The organism is Pseudonocardia hierapolitana (genome assembly GCF_007994075.1).
GTDB lineage: Bacteria > Actinomycetota > Actinomycetes > Mycobacteriales > Pseudonocardiaceae > Pseudonocardia > Pseudonocardia hierapolitana.
This window is the reverse complement of record NZ_VIWU01000001.1, coordinates 7,691,018-7,713,817: the sequence shown is the minus strand read 5'-3', so window position 1 is coordinate 7,713,817 and position 22,800 is coordinate 7,691,018. Positions and strand designations below refer to the sequence as shown.

At 73.8% G+C, this 22,800-nt stretch carries 21 protein-coding genes; 10 read left to right on the top strand and 11 right to left on the bottom strand.

Going from position 1 to position 22,800, the window contains the following annotated elements:
• Positions 1 to 20 precede the first annotated feature (20 nt).
• Together FHX44_RS36300 and FHX44_RS36295 are read left to right on the top strand one after the other, a co-directional pair.
• On the top strand, positions 21 to 761 hold the full coding sequence (locus tag FHX44_RS36300; protein WP_147259898.1) for a GntR family transcriptional regulator: 741 nt from the start codon (positions 21 to 23) through the stop codon (positions 759 to 761).
• 146 nt (positions 762 to 907) lie between these two features.
• The gene (locus FHX44_RS36295) at positions 908 to 1,090 is read left to right on the top strand and encodes a hypothetical protein (RefSeq protein WP_147259897.1); all 183 of its coding nucleotides are present in this window, start codon (positions 908 to 910) and stop codon (positions 1,088 to 1,090) included.
• Between the two features lie 156 nt (positions 1,091 to 1,246).
• On the opposite strand, the gene FHX44_RS36290 is transcribed toward FHX44_RS36295, so the two are convergent.
• The 3 genes from FHX44_RS36290 to FHX44_RS36280 form a co-directional block, all read right to left on the bottom strand.
• Positions 1,247 to 2,059, bottom strand: coding sequence for a DUF1932 domain-containing protein (locus FHX44_RS36290; RefSeq protein ID WP_246170780.1), 813 nt, complete (start codon positions 2,057 to 2,059; stop codon positions 1,247 to 1,249).
• 49 nt (positions 2,060 to 2,108) lie between these two features.
• Positions 2,109 to 2,912 (bottom strand): metal-dependent hydrolase, encoded by an 804-nt coding sequence (locus FHX44_RS36285; RefSeq protein WP_147259896.1) that lies wholly within the window; start codon positions 2,910 to 2,912, stop codon positions 2,109 to 2,111.
• Positions 2,913 to 3,046: 134 nt separating this feature from the next.
• Positions 3,047 to 3,646 (bottom strand): TetR/AcrR family transcriptional regulator, encoded by a 600-nt coding sequence (locus FHX44_RS36280; RefSeq protein WP_147259895.1) that lies wholly within the window; start codon positions 3,644 to 3,646, stop codon positions 3,047 to 3,049.
• A gap of 165 nt (positions 3,647 to 3,811) precedes the next feature.
• On the opposite strand from FHX44_RS36280, the gene FHX44_RS36275 reads away from it, so the two are divergent.
• A complete protein-coding gene (locus tag FHX44_RS36275; RefSeq protein ID WP_147259894.1) occupies positions 3,812 to 4,525 on the top strand; it encodes an SDR family oxidoreductase in 714 nt (237 codons plus the stop codon).
• Between the two features lie 4 nt (positions 4,526 to 4,529).
• Here the strand turns inward: FHX44_RS36275 and meaB are convergent, their stop codons facing one another.
• The 6 genes from meaB to FHX44_RS42465 all read right to left on the bottom strand — a co-directional run bounded on the left by meaB (position 4,530) and on the right by FHX44_RS42465 (position 11,629).
• Positions 4,530 to 5,525 (bottom strand): methylmalonyl Co-A mutase-associated GTPase MeaB, encoded by a 996-nt coding sequence (meaB, locus tag FHX44_RS36270; RefSeq protein WP_147259893.1) that lies wholly within the window; start codon positions 5,523 to 5,525, stop codon positions 4,530 to 4,532.
• A complete protein-coding gene (gene scpA, locus FHX44_RS36265) occupies positions 5,525 to 7,687 on the bottom strand; it encodes a methylmalonyl-CoA mutase (protein ID WP_147259892.1) in 2,163 nt (720 codons plus the stop codon). The genes meaB and scpA overlap by 1 nt, the downstream gene beginning before the upstream one ends.
• Positions 7,684 to 9,636 carry a methylmalonyl-CoA mutase family protein gene (locus FHX44_RS36260; protein ID WP_246170779.1) on the bottom strand — a complete coding sequence of 651 codons (1,953 nt, stop codon included), beginning with the start codon at positions 9,634 to 9,636 and terminating at the stop codon, positions 7,684 to 7,686. The genes scpA and FHX44_RS36260 overlap by 4 nt, the downstream gene beginning before the upstream one ends.
• A 120-nt stretch (positions 9,637 to 9,756) precedes the next feature.
• On the bottom strand, positions 9,757 to 10,230 hold the full coding sequence (locus tag FHX44_RS36255; RefSeq protein WP_147259891.1) for a Rieske (2Fe-2S) protein: 474 nt from the start codon (positions 10,228 to 10,230) through the stop codon (positions 9,757 to 9,759).
• Positions 10,231 to 10,241: 11 nt separating this feature from the next.
• Complete coding sequence (locus FHX44_RS36250; RefSeq protein ID WP_246170778.1) at positions 10,242 to 10,931, bottom strand: DUF6529 family protein; 690 nt, start codon at positions 10,929 to 10,931, stop codon at positions 10,242 to 10,244.
• The gene (locus tag FHX44_RS42465; protein WP_170308689.1) at positions 10,928 to 11,629 is read right to left on the bottom strand and encodes a hypothetical protein; all 702 of its coding nucleotides are present in this window, start codon (positions 11,627 to 11,629) and stop codon (positions 10,928 to 10,930) included. Before FHX44_RS42465 ends, FHX44_RS36250 begins: the two co-directional genes overlap by 4 nt.
• A 183-nt stretch (positions 11,630 to 11,812) precedes the next feature.
• Here FHX44_RS42465 and FHX44_RS36245 point away from each other — a divergent pair, with 183 nt between their 5' ends.
• The 7 genes from FHX44_RS36245 (at position 11,813) to FHX44_RS36215 (ending at position 20,560) form a co-directional block, all read left to right on the top strand.
• Positions 11,813 to 12,355, top strand: a complete 543-nt coding sequence (locus FHX44_RS36245; RefSeq protein ID WP_147259890.1) for a sigma-70 family RNA polymerase sigma factor — start codon at positions 11,813 to 11,815, stop codon at positions 12,353 to 12,355.
• Complete coding sequence (locus tag FHX44_RS36240; protein ID WP_147259889.1) at positions 12,352 to 13,068, top strand: anti-sigma factor family protein; 717 nt, start codon at positions 12,352 to 12,354, stop codon at positions 13,066 to 13,068. Before FHX44_RS36245 ends, FHX44_RS36240 begins: the two co-directional genes overlap by 4 nt.
• Positions 13,069 to 13,154: 86 nt before the next feature.
• The gene (locus tag FHX44_RS36235; RefSeq protein ID WP_147259888.1) at positions 13,155 to 14,588 is read left to right on the top strand and encodes a cytochrome ubiquinol oxidase subunit I; all 1,434 of its coding nucleotides are present in this window, start codon (positions 13,155 to 13,157) and stop codon (positions 14,586 to 14,588) included.
• A 29-nt stretch (positions 14,589 to 14,617) separates the two neighbouring features.
• A complete protein-coding gene (gene cydB / locus FHX44_RS36230; protein ID WP_147259887.1) occupies positions 14,618 to 15,613 on the top strand; it encodes a cytochrome d ubiquinol oxidase subunit II in 996 nt (331 codons plus the stop codon).
• Positions 15,610 to 17,289: a thiol reductant ABC exporter subunit CydD gene (gene cydD / locus FHX44_RS36225; protein ID WP_147259886.1), complete on the top strand. Its 1,680-nt coding sequence runs from the start codon at positions 15,610 to 15,612 to the stop codon at positions 17,287 to 17,289. Before cydB ends, cydD begins: the two co-directional genes overlap by 4 nt.
• 97 nt (positions 17,290 to 17,386) lie before the next feature.
• A complete protein-coding gene (cydC, locus tag FHX44_RS36220; protein WP_147259885.1) occupies positions 17,387 to 19,147 on the top strand; it encodes a thiol reductant ABC exporter subunit CydC in 1,761 nt (586 codons plus the stop codon).
• Between the two features lie 57 nt (positions 19,148 to 19,204).
• Complete coding sequence (locus FHX44_RS36215) at positions 19,205 to 20,560, top strand: glycoside hydrolase family protein (RefSeq protein WP_147259884.1); 1,356 nt, start codon at positions 19,205 to 19,207, stop codon at positions 20,558 to 20,560.
• An 11-nt stretch (positions 20,561 to 20,571) separates the two neighbouring features.
• Here FHX44_RS36215 and FHX44_RS36210 read toward each other — a convergent pair whose 3' ends face one another.
• Positions 20,572 to 21,435 carry an SAM-dependent methyltransferase gene (locus tag FHX44_RS36210; RefSeq protein ID WP_147261745.1) on the bottom strand — a complete coding sequence of 288 codons (864 nt, stop codon included), beginning with the start codon at positions 21,433 to 21,435 and terminating at the stop codon, positions 20,572 to 20,574.
• An 86-nt stretch (positions 21,436 to 21,521) separates the two neighbouring features.
• Positions 21,522 to 22,778 (bottom strand): DUF4032 domain-containing protein, encoded by a 1,257-nt coding sequence (locus FHX44_RS36205; RefSeq protein ID WP_147259883.1) that lies wholly within the window; start codon positions 22,776 to 22,778, stop codon positions 21,522 to 21,524.
• Positions 22,779 to 22,800 lie beyond the last annotated feature (22 nt).

Below are 22,800 nucleotides of genomic sequence, written 5' to 3'. Positions count from 1 at the left end.
CCGACGGACAGGAGGCTGCGATGCCCGACCGCCCGCAGGTCCTGGTGGACCGCGCCAGCCCGGTGCCGCTGTACTTCCAGGTGGCGCGCCAGCTGGAGCAGGCCATCGAGTCGGGCGTGCTGCCGCCCGGATCGCGGCTGGACAACGAGATCGCACTCGCCGAGGAGCTCGGGCTGTCCCGCCCCACCATGCGGCAGGCGATCCAGTACCTGGTGGACAAGGGGCTGCTGGTCCGCAAGCGCGGCGTCGGCACCCACGTCGCGCGGGCGCGGGTCCGCCGCCCGGTCGGCCTCACCAGCCTGTTCGACGATCTCACGAGCTCTGGCCAGCGGCCGACCACCACGGTGCTCTCGCACACCGTCGAGGCGGCGTCCGGTGCGATTGCGGCCGCGCTCGAGGTGCCGGAGGGCACGCCCGTGGTCATGCTGGAGAGGCTGCGCCGCGCAGACGGCGAGCCCCTCGCGATCATGCGCAACCACCTCCGCGCCGACCTCGTGCCGCTGCAGCCAGAGCTCCTGGAACGGCGTGGGCTCTACGAGTTGCTCCGCGAGGCCGGGGTGGCGCTCGCCTCCGCCACCCAGAGCATCGGCGCCCGGCGGGCCACCGCCGCCGAGGCCGAGCTCCTCGACGAGACACGCGGCGCCCCGTTGCTGACGATGCGGCGCACCACGTTCGACGACCGCGGGCTCGTCGTCGAGTTCGGCGACCACCTCTACCGGGCGTCGCGCTACTCGTTCGAGGTGGCGCTCACCGGCCGCTGACCGGGCGGCGTCGCGCCGGATCAGGGGATCGCGGCGGCCACGCTGAGTGGCACCATCACCCGATCCCGTCGGCCTGAGGGACCTCTTCGGGTGGATTCCGCCGTTCGGCCGCGACGGACTCCGACCCGGGCGGTCAAGCTGTGCCCATGCGACGCAAGCGTCTGGCAGCAACAGCCCTGGTCAGCCTCGTGATCGGCGCGGTGCTGGCGCTGCTCGCCCCAACGGCCCTCGCCGCGTCCAGCGACGAGTCCGGCAGCTCACCCGGGAACCGGGGATGGGTCGTGAAGGGCGATTCGGACAGCGACTGGTCGGACAGCGACGACGACTGAGTGCGAACGACCGATCCGACGACTGGCTGACGGACAACCACTCCGGCTCGGGGCCACCGGCCCCGCGCAGACCGCCGCCGCTTCCATCCCCCCTCCGGTGCGGCGGCGGTCCGCGCTCCGCACACCAGACCGCGGCTCACGGGAACCCGGGACCCGTCAGCGTGAGCCGTCGGCCATGCGGCGGTACACCTCCGCAGCCGCGCGGGAGAAGCCGTCCGGTACACCGACCGCGGAGAGGGTGGCCGCCGCCTCGTCCATCTCGCCCGCCCATCGCCACGCCTTCGACCCCGCGCGAGCGCGCAGCGCGTTCAGGTGCGCGGTGAGATCCACCCCGTCGCGGGCCAGCTGATCGTGCAGCGCGTCCCGCACGCCGTAGGCGTCGGCTGCCTCGGCGAGCGCCGCCCACACCGTCGGCAGGGCCTTGGTCTGCAGGGCGTAGCAGGCCTTGAGCGCGCTCGCCGAGCCGAGGTCGGGGCCGAGCACCCGGGCGGTGAAGGGGGAACCCGCGAACAGGTCCGCCACCGCGGGCGCGGCCTCACCCGACAGCCACAGCACCGTGCGGCCGGGCTCCCACGCCGGCGGGCCGATCACGGCCCCGTCCACCACGCGCTGCGCACCCAGCAGCGCGCCGACACCGTGCACGGTGGCGGGGGCGACCGCGTTCGCGTCGACGTACAGCGGCGGGTCGGGACGGCCGGCCAGCGCGGCCGCAACCTCCTCGGCGACCGCGCCCGCCGCGTGCGGCGGACAGATCGAGACGATCAGGTGCGACCGCCTGGCCAGCTCGGTGACGTCGGGCACGGCGACGAGGTCGGCGAGCTCCGCGCGCTTGGCCGTGGCATGGCTGCGCCCGGCCGCGGCCCAGATCACCGTGCCCGCCCGCGCCTTCAACGCCGAACCGAGCGCGGCACCCATCGCGCCGGGGTGCAGGATCCCGACCACCGGCCGGTTCGGGAGAGGTGGGTCCACACCGGGCATCATCACACCGGGAATCATCGCCCCCGCCCTGTCCGGCCCGTCAGCCGCCCGCGACCAGCCGCTCCACGTGCGACCGCATGTCCAGCAACCAGGGCGCCACCCCCGGCACCACGAAGGCGATGAGCAGGAACACCGCCACCGTGAGCGCGGGCGCCACCAGCCAGGCCTCGACGGCGCCGCCGGTGCGGAACCGCAGCGGCCGCGGGCTGCCCACCGGATACCAGCGGCGCTTGCGGATCTGCAGCGGCCACAGCAGCGGCGCACCGGACTCGGTGATGGCATCGCCGACGGAGTGCACCACCATCCCCAGGGTCACGGCCGTGCCCAACCACCCGGCCGTGCCTGCCGTTCCCCCCGGCACGGCCTGCTCGATGGCGTAGGTGAGCCCGGCGGCGATCACCAGGGACGGCGGACCCGGCACCAGCGCGTCGAGGCCCTTGATCGCCAGGGCGAGGCACACGAACAGCGTGCCGACCAGCACCGGCGTGCCGAACCGCGCCGAGGCCATGTTCACCGCCAGCCCGAGCAGCACGGCCCCGACGACGGTGTGGGTGAGGCCCCGGTGGGAGCCGCGGCCGGTGTCGCGGCGCCCCCGCGTCAGGTCGTACACGAGCCGCGACAGCGGCCGCACCACGTGGCTCGCGACGTACGACGCCGCCGAGAACCGGCGGGTGGCCATCGACGAGGGGTGGTCGAGGTCGGGCAGCAGCGCCGCGCCCGCGCACACCGCGGTGAAGGTCAGCACGGTGCCGGCGTCCGGGTGCTCCCCCAACAGCTGGGGCACGAACCCCGCGACCGCGAGCCCGAGGGCCGCTCCCGACAACGCGTGACTGACCCCGAGCACGCCGCGACGTTAACCCGACCGGGCGACAAGATCGGTTCGCCACGCCGACGTCCAGCGGGACGCGCCGACCAAACCGGTGGCCTCCGCCGAGACGCGGTCGGCGGCCACGTCCACCATCCGACCGACGCGCAGCCTCACGTCGTTCGCGGCGCGGCGATCTGCCGGGCGGCGTGGACCACGGCGGCACGGCGGCGGGCGGCTTCGGCGCCGTCCTGTGCGTCGCTGCCGGACAGCATCCGGGCGATCTGCGGTGCTGCGGACCAGTAGCTCGACAGCGCGATGACCAGGAAGATCAGGTGGGCCGGATCGATCGTGTCGTCGATCAGCCCGGCCTGTTGGGCCGCTGCGATGGCCTCGGCCTTGGCGGTGTACAGCTTGGTGCGCGCGATCTCGTCCGGGACCCTGCCGGTGTCCGACAGCCCCTCCCACAGCACCAGTCGCGCCAGGCCGGGATGGGCCCGCTGGTAGTCGAACGTCCGGCCGGCGAACTCGCCGACGTCCGCGGTGCAGGTGATGACCAGCGGTACGGCGTCGGCGATCTTGTCCAGTTCGCTGCGGATGACCGCCGAGAACAGGTTCGACTTGTCGCCGAAGTAGTTGTAGACGCGTTCCCGGTTGACCCGAGCCCGCTTCGCGATCCGGTCGATGGTCGTGCCGTCCGGGCCGTGCGCGGCGAACTCTGCCGCCGCCGCCTCGTGGATGCGGCGCTTCGTCCCCTCGACGTCCCATGCCATGCGCCGCATCCTAGGCGTTCCCAACGCCAACGTTGCCGTTGGACGCCGTCGCGGCTAGGCTCGACGACATCGACAACACGAGTGTTGGAGTTGTCCGGAACGCAGACGCCGGACCGGCACACCGTGGACCCCTCGCCGACACCTCCAGTACCCAGGAGCACAACCATGAGCAGCAAGACCGTCCTGATCACCGGTGGGACCAGCGGGATCGGCGCCCACACGGCGCGGTTGCTCCTCGACCGCGGCCACCGCGTCGCCGTGACCGGTCGCGACGACGCCAAGCTCGAGTCCTTCCTCAAGGCAGCCGACCGTCCCGACCGGCTCCTGGGCCTCATCGCGGACGCGGCCGACTGGGAGGCCACCCGATCCGCCGTGGCCCGCACCGTGGAGCACTTCGGCGCCCTGCACGCCGCGGTGGCCAACGCCGGGTTCGCGTCCCGCGACGGCGCGCGCACGGCAGGCGCGACCCTCGCCGACGGCGACCCGACGCTGTGGCCGCCGATGGTCCTCACCAACGTCCTGGGACCTGCCCTGCTGGCCAGGGCGGCCCTGCCGCACCTCGAGGCCACCGGCGGGCGGCTGGTGCTCATCGGCAGCGTCGCCGGGCTGAAGAACGCCCCCGCCAACCTCTACTCGGCCACCAAGTGGGCCGTCACCGGGCTCGCCGAGAACCTGCGGATGCACGCCACGACCCGGGGCATCGGGGTCACCCTCGTCAACCCGGGCATGATCGACACGCCCTTCTGGGAGAGCGGCAGTGCGCCCTCCTTCGCCATGGCGCCCGAGCACGTCGCCGAGTCCATCTGCTTCGCCCTCGACCAGCCGGCGGACGTCGACGTCAACACCCTGACCATCCGACCGATCGGACAGCCCGTATGACCGTTCAGGTGCCCAGGCGATCGAGGAGCCGCTGGGCGGCCAGGGTGGGGGTGAGCTCGCCGTCGCGGACCGCCCGCTCGACCTCCGGGAGCGCCTCCCGGACGTCCGGGTCGGAGTGAAGGCGGTCGAGCAGACGGTCGCGGACCACCCGCCACATCCACTCGACCTGCTGGTCGGCGCGGCGGCGATCCAGCTCGCCCGCGGCCTCCAGCGCGGCGCGGTGGTCCTGCACCGCGGTCCACACCTCGTCCATCCCTGCGCCGGTACGGGCACTGCAGGTGAGGACCGGCGTGGTCCACGCCGGTCCCTCCCGCGTGAGCATGCGCAGCGCGCCCCGCAGCTCGCGGGCCGCGGCCCGGGCGTCGGCCTCGTGCGGGCCGTCGGCCTTGTTGACCGCGACGATGTCGGCGATCTCCAGGATGCCCTTCTTGATCCCCTGCAGGGAGTCACCGGTGCGGGCGATCGTGAGCAGCAGGAACGTGTCGACCATCGCGGCGACGGCCACCTCGGACTGGCCGACCCCGACCGTTTCGACCAGCACGACGTCGTAGCCGGCGGCCTCCAGCAGCACGATCGTCTCGCGGGTGGCGCGGGCGACACCGCCGAGCGTTCCCGCGCTCGGCGAGGGCCGCACGAACGCGTTGTCGTCGCTCGCGAGGCGCGCCATGCGGGTCTTGTCGCCGAGGATCGAGCCCTTCGTCCGTGTCGAGGACGGGTCGACGGCGAGCACCGCCACGCGGTGACCCCCGATGTCGCCGCCGCCGGTGAGCCGGGTGCCGAGCGCCTCGATGAACGTGGACTTCCCGACACCGGGCACGCCGCTGATCCCGACCCGGCGTGCCCCGCCGGAGTGCGGCAGCAGCTCCATCAGGAGCTGCTGCGCCGCCTCCCGGTGGTCCGGCCGGTGGGACTCGACGAGCGTGATCGCCCGCGCGAGCATCCCCCGTGAACCGTCCAGCACGCCCTTGACCAGGCCTGCGACGTCGACTTCCCGGGGCACTAGCCGTGCAGCTTCGCCGTGAGGGTGCCGAGCAGGTCCACCGCGGCCTCGGCGATGACGGTGCCGGGTCCGAAGACCGCGGCGGCGCCGGCCTCCCGCAGTGCGGCGTGGTCGGCCGGGGGGATGACCCCGCCGACGACGATGGTGATGTCGTCGCGGCCCAGCCGGGCGAGCTCGGCGCGCAGCTCGGGCACCAGGGTGAGGTGCCCGGCGGCCAGTGAGCTGACCCCGACCACGTGCACGTCCGCGTCGACGGCCTGGCGGGCCACCTCTGCGGGGGTGGAGAACAGCGGGCCCACGTCGACGTCGAAGCCGAGGTCGGCGAACGCCGTGGCGATCACCTTCTGACCGCGGTCGTGCCCGTCCTGGCCGACCTTCGCCACCAGGATCCGGGGCTGGCGGCCCTCCTGGGCGGCGAACTCGGTGACCAGCTCGCGGGCCCGGTCGATCGCCGGGTTCCGGCCGGCCTCGTGCGCGTACACACCGGAGATGATGCGGATCTGGCCGGAATGGCGCGAGAACACCTTCTCCAGCGCGTCGGAGATCTCCCCCACCGTGGCCTTGGCCCGCGCCGCCGCCACCGACAACGCGAGGAGGTTCTGCTCCTCGGTACGCGGGGAGCTCTCGTTGATCGACGCCGCCGCGTTCGTCAACGCCGACAGCGCGGCGTCCACCTCCCGGTCGTCGCGCTCCTCCCGCAGCCTGCGCAGCTTCTCCAGCTGTTCGCGGCGCACCCCGGCGTTGTCGACCTTCAGCACCTCGATGTCCTCGTCGGAGTCGGCGACGTAGGTGTTGACACCGATCACCGGCTGCCGCCCGGAGTCGATCCGGGCCTGGGTGCGTGCCGCGGCCTCCTCCACGCGCAGCTTCGGGATCCCGGCGTCGATCGCCTGCGCCATCCCGCCGGCCCGCTCGACCTCGGTGATGTGCGCCCACGCCCGCCGCGCCAGGTCGTAGGTCAGCCGCTCGACGTAGAAGCTGCCGCCCCACGGGTCGATCACCTTCGTGGTGCCGGACTCGTGCTGCAGCACCAGCTGGGTGTTGCGGGCGATGCGCGCGGAGAAGTCGGTGGGCAGCGCCAGTGCCTCGTCCAGGGCGTTGGTGTGCAGGGACTGGGTGTGCCCCTGGGTGGCGGCCATCGCCTCCACACAGGTGCGGATCACGTTGTTGTAGACGTCCTGCGCGGTCAGCGACCACCCGGAGGTCTGGCAGTGCGTGCGCAGGGACAGCGACTTGTCGCCGACCGGGTCGAACTGCTTGACGAGCTTGGCCCACAGCAGCCGGGCCGCCCGCAGCTTCGCGACCTCCATGAAGAAGTTCATCCCGATGCCGAAGAAGAACGACAACCGCGGTGCGAACGCGTCCACCTCGAGCCCGGCGTCGATGCCGGCGCGCAGGTACTCCACCCCGTCGGCCAGGGTGTAGGCCAGCTCCAGGTCGGCGGTGGCCCCGGCCTCCTGGATGTGGTAGCCGGAGATGGAGATCGAGTTGAACCGCGGCATCTCCCGTGAGGTGTAGGCGAAGATGTCGGAGATGATCTGCATCGACGGCTGCGGCGGGTAGATGTAGGTGTTGCGGACCATGAACTCCTTGAGGATGTCGTTCTGGATGGTCCCGGTGAGCCGCTCGTGCGGCACCCCTTGCTCCTCGCCCGCGACGATGTAGAGCGCGAGCACGGGCAGCACGGCGCCGTTCATCGTCATCGACACCGACATCTCCCCGAGCGGGATCCCGTCGAAGAGCTGCCGCATGTCGTAGATCGAGTCGATCGCCACCCCGGCCATGCCGACGTCCCCGGCGACCCGGGGGTGGTCGGAGTCGTAGCCCCGGTGGGTCGCCAGGTCGAAGGCGATCGACAGGCCCTTCTGACCGGCCGCCAGGTTGCGCCGGTAGAACGCGTTCGACTCCGTCGCCGTGGAGAACCCCGCGTACTGCCGGATCGTCCACGGCTGCGTGGTGTACATCGTCGGGTACGGGCCGCGCAGGTACGGCGCGATCCCCGGGAAGGTGTGCAGGAAGTCGACGTCGGCGAGGTCGGCCGCCGCGTAGAGCGGCTTCACCTCGATGCCCTCCGGCGAGTCCCACACCGGCACATCGCCCGCCCACTCCTGCGCCCGCGGCGCCTCGCCCTCGAGCGGCACCTGTGTGAAGTCGGGGATCATGCCTGCACCTCCAGCACCCGGTAGACCGACTCGATCACGGCGGGCGCGTCGCAGCCGGCGGCGAGGTTCCCGTCCACCCCGGGAACGTCCGCCCTGCCCGCCAGCAGCACGTACCGGGCCCCGGCCGCCCGCAGCACCGCCACCGTGTCCGGCGCCCGCTCGTCGTAGAGCGCGTCGCTCGCGCAGAGCACCGCCACCGGCGTGCCCGCCTCCCGGAACGCCGCCACCACGTCCTCGGTGGTCTCGGTGGGACCGGCCTCGGGGGTCTCGATCCCGCCCGCCTGCAGCAGGTTGCGCGCGAAACCCGCCCGGGCCGTGTACGCGGCCAGCGGGCCCAGCGTGGCCAGGAACGCGCGCGGCCGGGACCCGGTCTCCGCGAGCAGGGCGTCGGAGCGATCCCGGAACGCCTCGTACGGCTCGGCGGGCCGGAACCGGGGCAGCCCGCCCGCCGGCGGTTCCGACGCAGGGCGGCGTTCGAGCGCCGGCTCGGTGAGGTCGGCGAACTCGCTCACCCCGACGATCGGCGCGGTGCGCCGCGCCGCCGACTCCGCGCGACGTCCGCGAACCGGCTCGACGCGCTCGGCCACCAGGCCCGCGTCGAGCGCCGCGAGCACCCCGCCCGCCGCCTCGATCTCCTGGAAGAACGCCCAGGCCGCCGCGGCGAGCTGCCGGGTCAGCGACTCCACGAACCAGGACCCGCCCGCCGGGTCCACCACCCGCGCAAGGTGCGCCTCCTGCACCAGGAGCGACTGGGTGTTCCGCGCGATCCGCCGTGAGAACGAGCCCGGATCGCACACCGCTGCGTCGAACGGCGCCACCGTCACCGCGTCCGCGCCGCCGACACCGGCCGCGAACCCCGCGACCGTTCCGCGAAGCAGGTTCCCGTGCACGTCGCGGCGGGTCAGCATCGACGGCGACCCGACCGCGTGCTGGACCTGCGGGAACGCCTGCCCGCACGCCTCGGTGACCCGAGACCACAGCAACCGCGCCGCCCGCAGCTTCGCGATCGTCGGGAACTGCTCCGCGGTGGCCGCGTAGCGGAACTCCAGCAGGCCCGCGGCCGTGGCCAGGTCGAGGCCGGCACCGGTGAGGGCCCGCAGGTACGCCACCCCGGCGGCCAGCGAGAAGCCCAGCTCCTGCGCGTCGGACGCCCCGGCGCCGTGCACGGGCAGCGCGTCCACGACGACGACCCGCACCCGGGGGAACTCCGACGCCGTCCTGATCGCGGTGGGGACGACCGCGTCGGGGTCGGGCCCCTCGCCCGTGCGGGCGCGCCGCCCGACCGGATCGAGCCCGAGCGTGCCGAGCAGGTCCCGCCCGGCACCCCGCTCGCCCGCCAGCTCGAGGAACGCGCCCGCGGCGGCGAGCTCGGTGTCCGCGGTGTCCCCCGACGCGTCGAGCACCACGGGGGCGAGATCGAGCTGCACCCCGTCGAGCACCCTGCCGAGGTCGGCCACAGCCGTGCCGCCGGCACCGACGGCCAGCCAGACCGAGGACACCCCGTTCTCGAGGTCCGCGAGCACGGCGGCCTGGGCCGCGGCGGCGTCCGGATCCGCGTGGCGCTGCCGGACGTCCCATCCGTCGGGGGCGGGGCCGTCGGCGCGCCCGCCGCGCACGTACGGGGCGGCGCCCGGCACGCCCGCGCTCTCCCCGGAGGTGTCGTCCGCCGTGTAGAGGGGCCGCACCGGGATGCCGTCGAGCGTGCGCCAGGTCAGCTCCTCGAAACCCGCGCCCACCGGGGCATCGCCCGGGATCCGCCCGGCCTTGCGCACCACCTGGTCGACGAGCCCGAGCCAGGCCTCCCGGGCATCCACCCTCGAGAACTCGGCGGCGAGCGCCAGCTCCTCCGGCTCCGGGGGCGCCTGCGCGTCGAGCGCGTCACCCTCGACCTGCGCCGCAGGAGTGGGGGTCGTTCCGCTGGGGCCTGACTCGACCATCTCGGCGTCCATGCAGCGCCACACCTTCCGCCACCCCGGGCAGCAACCCTGCCGCCGGGCCCGACGGTGCGGAGTCTAGGTCGGCGCGGCGGCCGTGGCCGGGTCTCGGCGGAGTGATCCGACCCACGGCGGTCAGGCGAGCCGGATCTGCTCCCCGGTCACGGAGATGTCCCGCTCGGGGAGCGGGGTGTCGGCGGGCCCGTCGACCACGGAACCGTCCTCCACGGCGAACTTGCTGCCGTGGCAGTTGCAGTTGATCGTGCCGTCGACCACCTCGGTGACCGGGCACCCCTGGTGGGTGCAGGTGGCGGAGAAGGCGCGGAACTCCCCCGCGGCCGGCTGCGTGACCACGACGTCCTGTTCGGCGAACACGGCGCCGCCGCCCACCGGGATGTCCGATGTACTGGCGAGCGCGCCGGCCTGTGCCGATCCCCCGGGGGTGGGGGCGCCCTGCGCGTCCGGCACGGCCGGGGCGGCGGGCGCCTGCACGGGCGCCGGACCGGCCCGGTAGATGGAGCAGGCGCTGAGCGCGGCGGCGCAGGCCGCGCCGCACGTACTGGCGACGAACACGCGCCGCGTGAGGGGGCTCGGGTGGGCAGGAAGCACGGGGTCCCTTTCTAGAAGGAGAGTCCGGACGTCGAGAAGAACCACACCGCCGAGGTGAGCCACACCGCGGTGATGGTCGTGAACAGCACGCCGCCGAGCAGCGGGAGGCTCCAGCGGGGGCTCCTCGGCTGCTGCAGCACCAGCATCTTCGTGACGAACACGCCGTACAGGAAGCAGCCGGCCAGCGAGTGCACGAGCACGCGCAGGCTGCTGTCCTCGTAGCCGAGCGCGTAGAGGCAGTGCACGGCCACCGGGACGGTGAGCAGCACCGCCGCCCGGCCCGACCACCGGTGCAGGCCCGCCACCCAGCCCGGCGCGCCACCGGCCTCGCGCCACCGCCTGCCCACCCGCCCGTAGAGGGCCGCCGCGGACCACAGCTGCACGAGCGCCAGCAGGAACGCGCCGGTGGCCAGCCACGCCTTCGCGGCGATCCCCGAGGAGAAGCCCGCGATGTTGAGCGCCGCCGACGCCGGCTCGTGCATCCGGCCGTACACGCCGAGGGCCACGGCCACCAGCGATCCCAACGCCGCCGCGACGACGAGACCGGCGCCGCCACCGCGCCGCGCCGCGCGGCGGTGCGGTTCCGGGGCGGGATAGCCCGCCGCGCGCGGCAGGGTCCGTTCCTGGTGGGAGCCGGAGTGCGGGCCGGGCATCCCGGCGCTCACCTGCTGGACCGGGACGCGGGGTGCGGAGCGGGTCATCGCCCGATCACCGGGGCGGAACCGTCGAGGGCGGTGACCGTGACCGGCACGCCGTCGATCCTGGTGGCGCCCGGGGCGGCCGGGTCCAGCTCGGGCGCCGGCCGCCGGGTGCCGCCGGCATTGGCCACGCCGGTGACGTCGCCGTCGTCCTCGACGATCCACCCGATCCGGGTGAGGACGCCGCGCACGGCGGCGCGACCCTCGTAGAGCCCGGCGGGCGCCGCGACGTCCTCCGCGGCGAAGGGCAGGTCCTTGCCCCCGACGGTGACCGTGCCGAGGGTGGCCGCCTCGGTCACCGTCGCGGTGATCCCGGGCTTCCCGTCGGCCGCCGACAGCTGCAGGTCCGCTCCGGCGAGCGTGCCCTCGTACCACGCCTCGACCTTCTTGCCGTCGCACACGTAGGCCACGGCCCTGCCGTCCTTGACCGCGAGCGCGACGGTGACCTCGTCGCCGGCCGACCGGCCCGTGTAGGCGGCCTCCACGACGGCGGGCGCCGCCGGAGCGGCAGCGGGCGGGACGGGCGGCGCGGCTTCCGGCGCGGCTCCCGGCGCCACCTCGGCCGCGGCGACCGGCGGTGCGGCGACCGCCGTGCCGGCGGTGACGGCGGGCGGACCGAGCACCGTCGTGTTGACGAACAGCAGCCCGCCACCGAGTGCGGCCACCGTCCCGAGTGTGATCAACGGTGCGAACCTGGACACGGCACTCCCCCGGGGTCGTCGGGGCCCGGTCGGTCCGGGCGCGCTCCTTGTCCACACGGATCCGATGGCCTACCGGTTCAGCGGATCCCGCAGTGAACCGTCCACGCGGATCGGCCGTGTCGGGGGTGGGAACCGCTCCGCTAGGGTTCCGCCCCCGACCCAAGCCCCGGGAGCCCACCGACAATGCCACCCGCCCGTGATCGTGACGAGGCACTGGTGCACGCCGTCTACTCCGAGCACGGGCGTGCCCTGCTCGCGTACGCCACCCGGCTCACCGGCGACCGTGCCGCTGCGGAGGACATCGTGCAAGAGACGCTGATCCGCGCCTGGCGACATCCCGACGTGCTGACCAACGGCAAGGGATCCGCACGGGGCTGGCTGCTGACCGTGGTCCGCAACCTGGTCACCGACCGGTACCGGGCCAAGGCCGCCCGTCCGCAGGAGGTCGCGGAGAACCCCGACTCGCCACCGGTCGTGCGCGACCACGCCGACAGCGTCGTGGCCTCGGTCACCGTCATGGCGGCGCTCGACGAGCTCTCCGAGGACCACAGGGGCGTGCTCGACCAGATCTACTTCAAGGGGCGCAGCCTCGGCGAGGCCGCCACGGCGCTCGGCATCCCCGCCGGCACCGTGAAGTCGCGCTCGTACTACGCGCTCCGGGCGCTGCGGCAGGCCCTGGCGGGAACGATGTCCGAGAACGCGGCGGGGCGGGAGGTGCCGGCGTGAACCGCCACCGGGCCGGGAACGGCGACTGGTCGGATCAGCACGGCGGGGCACACGACCCCGAGGAGCTCGGCGCCCATGCACTGGGCCTGCTCGACGCCGCGCAGTCGCGCGCCGTGGAGGAGCACCTCGCGGGCTGCCCGGCGTGCCGACGCGAGTGGGAGGAACTGCGAGGGATGGTCGACCTGCTCGACGACGTGCCCCCGGAGGCGTTCCTCGACGGTCCGCCCGAGGCCGATCTCATGCTGCAGCGCACCGTGCGACAGGTGCGGGCGGAAGCGGCCGCACAGCGCCGCAGGCGGCGGTTGCTGCTCGCCGGCGCCGCCGCGGCCGCGGTCGCCGTGTTCCTCGGCGGCGGGGTGCTGATCGGGCGGGAGACCGCCCCGCCGCCTCCCGCGGTCGTGGCCGCGCCGGGCGCCGTGCAGCTGACCGGCGGCGGCGCTCCCGGCGTCGCGATGACCGCGACGCTCACACCGGCCGCAGGCTGGGTGCGCCTGACGACCTCGGTGAAGGGGATCCCGCCGGGCGAGCGGTGCTACATCGTCGTGGTGGCCCGTGACGGCTCCCGGCAGATCGCCGGCAGCTGGCTGGTCTCGCAGGGCGGCTGGCGCGACGGCATCACGCTCGACGGCTCCGCGCTCGTGCCCCTCGACCAGGTCGCCGAGGTCGTCATCGAGAACGAGGCGGGACGGGAGTTCGCCACCGCCGAGGTCTGAGCGAGATCCACAACACCCTCCCACCCTTCGATCTTCTACATGCGGTAGAACTACTACAGGCAGTAGAAGTTCATGGGGAGGCACGGGTGGACGCGCTGGACCTGGCACGGTGGCAGTTCGGGATCACGACGATCTACCACTTCCTGTTCGTCCCGCTGACGATCGGCCTCTCGGTCGTCGTGGCGGCGCTCCAGACCGCGTGGCACCGGACGGGGCGGCCGGAGTACCTGCGGGCCACGAAGTTCTTCGGGAAGCTGTTCCTGATCAACTTCGCGATGGGCGTGGTGACCGGGATCGTCCAGGAGTTCCAGTTCGGGATGAACTGGAGCACCTACTCGACGTTCGTCGGGGACGTGTTCGGCGCGCCACTCGCGATGGAGGCCCTCCTCGCGTTCTTCCTCGAGTCCACCTTCATCGGGCTGTGGATCTTCGGGTGGGACCGGCTGCCGCGCCGCGTGCACCTGGCGACGATCTGGGCCGCCGCGATCGGCTCGAACCTCTCGGCGTTCTTCATCCTCACCGCCAACGCCTGGATGAGGCACCCCGTCGGGTTCGCGGTGGACCCGGCGACGGGGCGCGCGTACCTCACCGACATCTGGGCGGTGCTCACCAACCCGCAGGCCCTCTCGACCTACCTGCACGTGGTCAGCGCGTCGTTCGTCGTGGCGGGCCTGTTCGTGGTGGCCGTCTCCGCGTACAAGCTGCTGCACCGCGACCGCGCCCCGCACCCGGACGAGCCAGGGCTGTTCCGCCGGACGCTGCGCGCCGGGCTGGTCACCACGGCGATCGCCGGGGCGGTGGTCGCGCTCTCGGGCGACCACCAGGCCAAGCTCATGGCCGAGTACGAGCCGATGAAGCTCGCGTCGGCCGAGGCGATCTGGGAGACCGAGAGCGCGGCCGGGTTCTCCCTGTTCGCGATCGGCGATCACGAGATCGGCGAGGTGGGCGTCGGTCGCAACGTCGTGGACCTCGAGGTGCCCTACGTGCTCAGCTTCCTCGCCACCGGCTCCCCCGCCGGTGAGGTCGAGGGCATCAACGACCTGCAACGCCGGTTCGCCGAGCAGTTCGGCCCCGGCGACTACACCCCGAACATCCCGGTCCTGTACTGGTCGTTCCGGCTGATGATCGGGCTGGGGCTGGCCGGGGTCGGCGTCGGCGTGATCGGTCTGTGGCTCACCCGCCGCGGGGCGCTGCCGCGGCACCGGTGGATGTACCGGGTGGCGATCGCCGCGCTGCCCGCCGCGCTCGCCGCGAACATCTTCGGCTGGGTCCTCACCGAGATGGGCCGCCAGCCCTGGACGGTGGTCGGGCACCTGCTGACGGCCGCGAGCGTCTCCCCCGGGGTGAGCCTCGGCGAGGTGGCGTTCTCGCTGACGGTCTTCACCGCGCTCTACGGCGCTCTCGCCGTCGTCGAGGCGCGGCTGCTCCTGCGCTACGTCGCGGCCGGGCCCGGCCACGTCATGCCGTACCCGCGCGCGGGCGAGCCCGAGCCCGACCGCGTCCCCGCATTCGTCTACTAGGGCGTTCGTCTACCAGGAGGGGATCCGCCGTGGACCTGCCCACCGTCTGGTTCGTCGCGATCGCGGTGCTCTGGACCGGCTACTTCGTGCTCGAGGGATTCGACTTCGGCGTCGGCATGCTGCTGCCTGTGCTCGGGCGCGGCTCCGACACCGACCGGCGGGTGGTGATCAACGCGATCGGCCCGGTCTGGGACGGCAACGAGGTCTGGCTGATCACCGCCGTCGGCGCGATGTTCGCCGCGTTCCCCGCCTGGTACGCGGGCCTGCTGAGCGGCTTCTACCTGCCGGTGCTGCTCGTCGTGGTGGCGCTGATCGCGCGTGGCGTCGCGTTCGAGTACCGCGGCAAGGTGGACGACCCGCGGTGGCGGGCCCGTTGGGACGTCGCGATCGTCGCCGGCAGCGCGGTGCCCGCGTTCACCTGGGGCCTGGTGTTCGCCAACCTCGTGCGCGGGGTCGAGCTGGGCCCCGATCGCGTGGTCCGCTCGGACCTGGTCGACCTGCTCAACCCGTACGCGCTGGTGGGCGGCCTCGCGACGCTCACGCTGTTCGTCCTGCACGGCGCGGTGTTCCTGGCACTCAAGACCGACGGCCCGGTCCGGCACCGGGCCCGGGCCGCGGCACGGGCGGCGGCGCCCGCCGCGGGGGCGACGCTCTTCGCGTTCCTCATGTGGACCCAGGCCGACCACGGCTCACCCGCCACGGCCGTCGTCGCGGCCTGCGCCGTCGGGGCGCTGCTCGGCGGGGCCCTGCTGGTGGCCCGCCGCCGGGAGGGCTGGGCGTTCCTCGCCACCGCGATCGCGGTCGCGGCCACGACGGCGGCGCTCTTCGCGACGCTCTTCCCCGCCGTGCTGCCCTCGCTGCTCGATCCCGCGTTCGACCTCACGGTGGCCGACGCCGCGTCGAAGCCCTACACGCTCGGCATCCTGTCCTGGATCGGCGGGTTCGCCCTGCCGCTGGTGCTGCTCTACCAGTCCTGGAGCTACTGGGTGTTCCGGCGCCGCGTGACCCGGGCGCACGTGTCATGAGGCCGCTCGACCCGCGCCTGGTCCGCTCCACCGCGGCCGTGCGGGTGCACCTGGTCGTCACGGTCGCGTGCGGGTTCGCGGCCACTGCGTTGATCCTGCTGCAGGCCTGGCTGGTGGCGCGGACGATCGCGGGAGCGACGGCAGGAGCCACGGAGGCGCTGGGCGCCACGATCGCCGCCGTCGGGGCCATCGCGCTCACCCGCGCCGCCCTGGCCTACGCGGCCGAGGCCGCCGCCCTGCGCAGCGCCGCACGCGTCAAGTCCGACCTGCGGCGCAGGCTCGTCCGGCACGTCGCCGCCGCCGACCCGGCCACGACGGACGCCGGCGAGCTCGCCACGCTCGCGACCCGTGGCCTCGACGCCCTCGACGACTACATCGCCCGCTATCTCCCCCAGCTCGTGCTGGCGGTGCTCGTGCCCGTGGCGGTGCTCGCCGTCGTGTTCCGGGCCGACTGGATCTCCGGCCTGGTCATCGCGCTCACGCTGCCCCTGATCCCGCTGTTCATGGCGCTCGTCGGGATGCACACCGAAGCGCGCACGCGTCGGCAATGGCACCTGCTGCAGCGGCTCGGCGGCCACTTCCTCGACGTCGTGGAGGGCCTGCCGACGCTCGCGGTCTTCCGCCGCGCGAAGGCGGAGGCCGCCCTCATCCGCCGGGTGACCGACGCCCACCGCGAGGCGACGATGCGCACGCTGCGGGTGGCGTTCCTGTCCGCGTTCGTGCTGGAGGTGCTCGCGACGCTCGCCGTGGCGCTGGTGGCGGTGGAGATCGGGCTGCGGCTGCTGTACGGCCGCCTCGACCTGGAGACCGCGCTCCTGGTGCTCATCCTCGCGCCGGAGGCGTACCTCCCGTTGCGCGAGGTCGGAGCGCGGTTCCACGCGAGCATGGAGGGTGTGACCGCGGCCGAACGCGTGTTCGCCGCGCTGGAGCGCCCCGCCGTCGCGCCCGCCCCGGCCGCTCCCGTCCGGCCGGCCCCGCGCCCGGCCGTGCGCTTCGCCGGGACCCACCTCACCTACCCGGGTCGCGACGCCGCCGCCCTCGGTGGGGTCGACCTGACCCTGCGCCCCGGCACGACCACGCTCGTCACCGGGCGCAGCGGTGCCGGCAAGACCAGCCTCCTGGCGCTGCTCCTGCGGTTCGCCGAGCCGACCGCAGGCCGCGTGGTGGTCACCGCGGCCGACGGCCGGGAGGTCGACCTGGCCGACGTCGACCCGGACACGTGGCGCCTGCGCATCGCCTGGCTGCCCCAGCATCCGTACCTCTTCGACGCCTCGGTGGCCGACAACATCCGGCTCGGCCTCCCCGACGCGCCCGACCAGGCGGTGCGCCGGGCCGCGGGGCGGGCGGAGGCCGAGGAGGTGATCGACGCGCTCCCCGACGGCTACGCCACCCCGCTCGGCGAGCGCGGGCACCGGCTGTCCGCGGGCCAGCGCCAACGCATCGCACTGGCCAGGGCGTTCCTGCGCCAGGAGACCCTCGACGCCCCGATCGTGCTGCTGGACGAGCCCACCGCGCACCTGGACCCGGAGAACGCCGCCGCCGTGCGCGCCGGCGTCGCCCGGCTGCTCCACGGGCGGACCGGCGTGATCGTCGCCCACGACGAGGGGTGGTCCGATCTGGCCGACGAGGTGGTGCGCCTCGAGGCGGGCGTGCTGGTGGAGGCCGCTCGTGCCTGACGACGCCCGCACTTCCATCCGACGAACGGCGCGTTCGTCGGATAGGTGCCGACCAACGCGCCGTTCGTCGGAAAGGGGCGGGGATCCGCTCCTGCGCATGATCGCGCTTGCGCGACCGCGGGGGACGCGTTTCGCGCTCGGGGTGCTCGCCGGGGCCACCGCCACCGCCGCGGGGGTGGCGCTGCTCGTCGTCGCGGCGTGGCTCATCGCCACCGCCGCCACGTCCCCGCCGCTCACGGCGCTCTCCGTGGCGATCGTCGCCACGCGGGCGCTGGGCGTCACCCGCGGGGTCGCCCGCTACCTCGAGCGCGTCGTCACGCACGACGCCGCGCTGCGCACCCTCTCCGACGTGCGAGCGCGGGTGTACGAGCGGCTGGCCCGGACCGAGCCCGTGCACCGGTTCCGCGCGGGCGACCTGGTCACGCGCCTCTTCAGCGACACCGACGCCACCCAGGACCTGCTCGTGCGCGGCCTCACGCCACCGCTCGCCGCACTGGTGGCCGGGGCGGGCGCGGTTGCGGTGAGCACCGCGCTGCTGGCACCCGGCGGGCTGCTGCTCGCGGCGGGGCTCGTGCTGGGCGGCGTGGCCGTGCCGCTGGCCGCCGCGGCCGCGGGACGTGGGCCGGGCAGGCGGCGCGCCGCGGGCCGGGCGGCGCTCTCCACGGCGCTGGTCGACACCATCCACGGCGCCCCCGACCTCGTCGCGTACGGCGCCATGCCCGCCGCCATCGCCCGGGCGGACGCCGCCGACGCCGAGCTCACCCGGGTGGAGCGCCGCGACGCCGGCCTGCTCGGCCTGGGTGCGGGCGCGTCCGCGCTGCTCGCCGGGCTCACGCTGTGGGGCACGCTGCTGCTCGGCGTGGCCGCGGTGCGCGACGGGGTGCTCGCCCCGATCCCCCTGGCCGTGCTGGTGCTCACCGCGCTCGCCGCGTTCGAGATCGTCGCCCCGCTGCCGGGCGCCGCGGCCCGGCTCGGCACCGTGCGCGCCGCGGGTGCCCGCCTGTTCGACGTCCTCGACACCCCACCGGCGCTGACGCCGCGGCCGGCCGCCGCGCCGGCGCCCGCCGGACGGGGGTTGCAGATCCGCGGGCTGCGGGTGCGCTACGGGCCCGACGAGCCGTGGGCCCTCGGCGGTATCGACCTGGACGTGCCCCCGGGCAGGCGGATCGCCGTGGTCGGCCCGAGCGGGTCGGGGAAGAGCACGCTCGCCGCCGTGCTCTTCCGCTTCCGGGACCCGGACGCAGGCACCGTGCACCTGGACGGGGCCGACGTGACCGCGCTGCCCGCCGACACCGTGCGCGCTCACGTGACCGGCATGCCCCAGGACTCGCACCTGTTCGCCAGCACCGTGCGGGAGAACCTGCGGCTGGCCCGGCCGGACGCGACCGACGCCGAGTTGCGGGCGGTGCTGGCGCGGGTCGGCCTGGACCCCGCACTCCTGGACACCGAGGCCGGCACGCACGGCACCCGGCTGTCCGGCGGGATGCGCAGGCGGCTCGCCCTCGCCCGTGCCCTCCTCGTGCCCGCGACCGGAGACGCCGGCCCGCTGCTCGTGCTGGACGAGCCCACGACCCACCTCGACCCCGACACCCGGGCCGCCGTGCTCGACGACCTCCTCACGGCGACGGCCGGCCGGTCGTTGATCCTCATCACGCACGACATGGAGGCGCTCGACCGGATGGACGAGGTGGTCGTCCTCGTCGACGGCCGCGTGCGGCAACGCGGGAGAGCTGCCGAACTGCGACGACGTTCCGGCTGGTACCGGCGTGCGGTCCTCGGGATCGCGGGTGGAGGGGCCCTCTCAGGAGCGCTTCAGGGCCGACCTGCCACTATCTCATCCACTGGCGCCGAGCGGTAGGGTCTCGCCCGCTCCCGCCGAGGATCGTCCAGAACCGGTCGACAGCGAGGTTTCGTCGTGCGTTCTCCCCGTTCCCTCGCCGCGCTGCTCGCGGTGCTCGCCACGGTGATCATCACTGGGCTCTCCGCCTGCTCGTCGGGCCCGACCGGGCCCACGACGATCTCCGAGCAGACGCTGCGCGCGATCGAGGCGGACTCCGGGTTCACCTGGGAGAAGCAGGTGGCGCCGCTCGAGCTCGGCGTCACCCACACCCAGAACAGCCTGGACTCCCACGACCCGGACGAGGCGACGGAGCGGGGGGCGGAGATCCTCCGCGACGACAGCGCGATCTGGCAGAACATCCACCTCATGGGCTTCGGCACCGACAATCCGGAGCCGTCGCCTGGCGACTACGACTGGGACACCCTCGACCGGCGCATGGAGCTCGTCGAGGAGACCGGCGGGAAGGCGATGCTCACGCTGTGCTGCGCGCCGGACTGGATGAAGGGCGGCGAGGCGGGCGACACCGACTGGTCGAAGCTCGAGGACAACCCGCTGCCCGAGCACTTCGGCGACTACGCGAACCTCGCCGCCGAGGCGGTGAAGCGCTACCCGCAGGTCGACCGCGTACTGGTGTGGAACGAGCTCAAGGGGTTCTACAACCAGGCGGAGAACCGCTGGGACTACGAGGGCTACACCGAGTTCTACAACCAGGTGTACCGCGCGGTGAAGGCCGTGCGACCCGACATCCAGGTCGGCGGTCCCTACGTCGTGCTCATCAGCCTCGACAAGGGCAAGACCGATGCGTCCGACCAGGTCACCGGCCCGTGGGGCGCGGCAGACCAGCGCACGCTCGACGTGATCGAGTACTGGTTGCGCAACAACGTGGGTGCCGACTTCCTCGCGGTGGACGGCGCCACCAAGACCAAGGACGACACCCTCCCGTCCGTCCTCGACGGCACCCAGAAGTACGCCGACCTGGACCGGTGGCTGCGCGAGCGGACCGACCTGCCGATCTGGTGGGCGGAGTTCTACCCCGACGTGCCCGAGAACGCTCGGCCGGGCGCCGACAGCCCCGCCAGCGCCACCGCCACGCTCGCCGCCGTGGCCGCGTACGCCCGGTCGGGTGCCTCCGGCGCGCTGCTGTGGGGCCCCCAGGGCGACCCCGACCTGGCCTACGCGGCGCTGTGGACCGACGCCACCTCGGAGGACGGCGGGCGGCCCACACCGCTGACCGCCGCCTGGCAGTGGCTCGTGCCGCGGCTGGCGCAGGGCGACGTCGAGATCGGTCGCTCCGACGCGTCGCCGATCGTGGTGTTCCGCGCCCCGGACGGAGCGGTGGTCGTGAACGCGGGCGACCAGCCGGTGCAGGTGGCCTCCGACACCGAGCCCGTGGGCCCCTGGTCGATCACGGTGGTGCCCCGCAGCTCCTAGCGGAGCTGGTGCTAGGGCTTGCGGGCCACGCCGCCGAGCATCATGTCGTCCTCCTTGCTGGAGGGCGCCAGCAGCGGACCGTCGGGCCACCAGTCCCGCAACCGGGTCACGCCCGGCTCGACGAGCTGGAGGCCGTCGAAGAACTTCTCGATCTCCGCGCGCGGGCGGAAGGTCACCGGGTCCAGCCCGCTGCGGGTGAAGACGCCCTCGACGAGCCGGGCGAGCTGGGTGCCGGGCCCGTCGTCCTGCGGGTCGCAGAAGTGCGAGAGCACGAGGTAGGAGCCGGACGGGAGCCGCTCGAGGTAGCGCTGCACGATCTCGTGCGGGTGCTGCCTGCCGGCGACGTGGTGCATGGTGCGGCTGTGGATCAGCGCGACCGGCTCGTCCGGCTCGAGGTACTTCTTGACCGTGTCGTGGCCGAGCACGTCGTCCGGGTGGGCGAACCCCGCCTCGACGAGGTGGGTGAGGTCGTTCTCCTCCAGGATCGCCCGGCCGTGCGCCAGCACCACCGGGTCGTCGGCGACGTAGATGACGCGGGTGTCGGCGTTGAAGCGCTGGGCGGCCTCGTGCGTGTTCTCGATGGTCGGCATGCCCGAGCCGACGTGCAGGATCTGCTCGATCCGCGCCGACTTCACGAGGAACCGGGTGACCCGTCCCAGCCAGGCCCGCTCCTCCTGCACGACCCGGGCGAGCTCCGGCGTGACCGAGTGGATCTCGCGGACGACGGCGCGGTCGGCCGAGTAGTTGTCCTTGCCCGCGAGGAAGCTGTCGTAGACGCGCGCGAGGTTCGGCTTCGACGGGTCGATCCGCCGCGACGGTGGAACGGGCGGGTCGTCGGGATCGAACCCGGAGGGCTCGAACGGGGTGCCGGACATCACGCCACGTACCGTAGCGGCCCCGTACGCACGCGGTCATCCCCCACCGGGTGAGGTTGAGGACCTTGCTGACGTGCGGGGATGGGTCAGGGCCGCGGGAGCGGATCGCCACCGGGCAGTGTCAGGGTGCTCGGGGTGTTCGGCAGGATCGCGTCGATGTAGGACTTCGCCGCCGCGGTGGTGCCCACGTCCTTGCCCGCCCGTTCGGAGAGGAACCAGCGGTGCTCCAGGATCTCGTGGAAGATCTCCGCGGGCTCCAGCCGGTCGGCGAGCGACTCCGGGATGCGGGCCATCACCTTGTCGTAGACCTCGGCCCGCCACCGGTGCCCGGCCACGGTCTCCGGGATCGAGCGGCCCTCCTTCTGCTCGAGGTACCCGCGGTAGCTCGTCAGGTCGTTGAGCAACCTGCGGGCCTGGTTCTCGGTGACCTCGAGCCCGGTGAGGGCGAAGAGCCTGTTGCGGTGCCGTCCGGTCTCGGCCACCTGCGTGCGCACGCGCAGCCGGACGCCCTCGTGGGTGGTCTTCAGCTCGATCTCGTCGACGTCGAAGCCCAGCTCGTTGATCCGGTCCACCCGCGCGGCCACCCGGTAGCGCTGCTCGTCGGGCTGCAGGATCTCCTCGCGGGTGAGCTCGTCCCACAGCGCGTGGTAGCGGCGGGGCAGCTCGGCCGCGATCTCGACGGGGTCGACGTCGTCGGGGAGCAGGCCTCCCGCCTGCAGGTCGAACAGCTCCCCGCCGACCCGCTCGGCGGCGTACTCGATGTCGAAGCTGCGCTGCCCCGCCGTGAGCGAGGGGTGCAGCTCGGCGGTCTCGGCGTCCACCAGGTAGGCCGCGATGCTGCCCGCGTCCGGGCGGAACAGCGTGTTGGACAGCGAGCAGTCGCCCCAGAACAGGCCCGCCAGGTGCAGCCGTACCAGCAGCTCCACCATCGCGTCGACCAGCTGCACGGTGGGGCGCGTGGTGTGGCCGTGCGAGAACACGTACCGGTAGGACATCGAGTAGTCCAGGAACCGGGTGACGAGCACGGCGTCCTGGGGCGTGTCGCTCGGATCGTCACCGGCCGGCGGGCGCTCGACGCACACACCGAGCGCCGACACCGCCGGCATGCCCAGCTCCTCCAGGCGGCCCAGCAGCCGGTACTCGCGCCGGGCGAGGCGTTCGTCGATCTCCTTCAGCGCGTAGACGTGGCCGTCGGCCTCGACGAAGCGCACGACGTGCCGCGAGATCCCCCGATGGGCCACCTCGAGGAGCCGCTCGTCCTCCCACTCCTCCAGCGGCTCGTCCCACGGCAGCGAGAGCAGCCCGGCCGCGTGTTCGGCCGGGGGCCGGAAGATGAAACGCACGTCGGCCAGTATGCGTGTGACC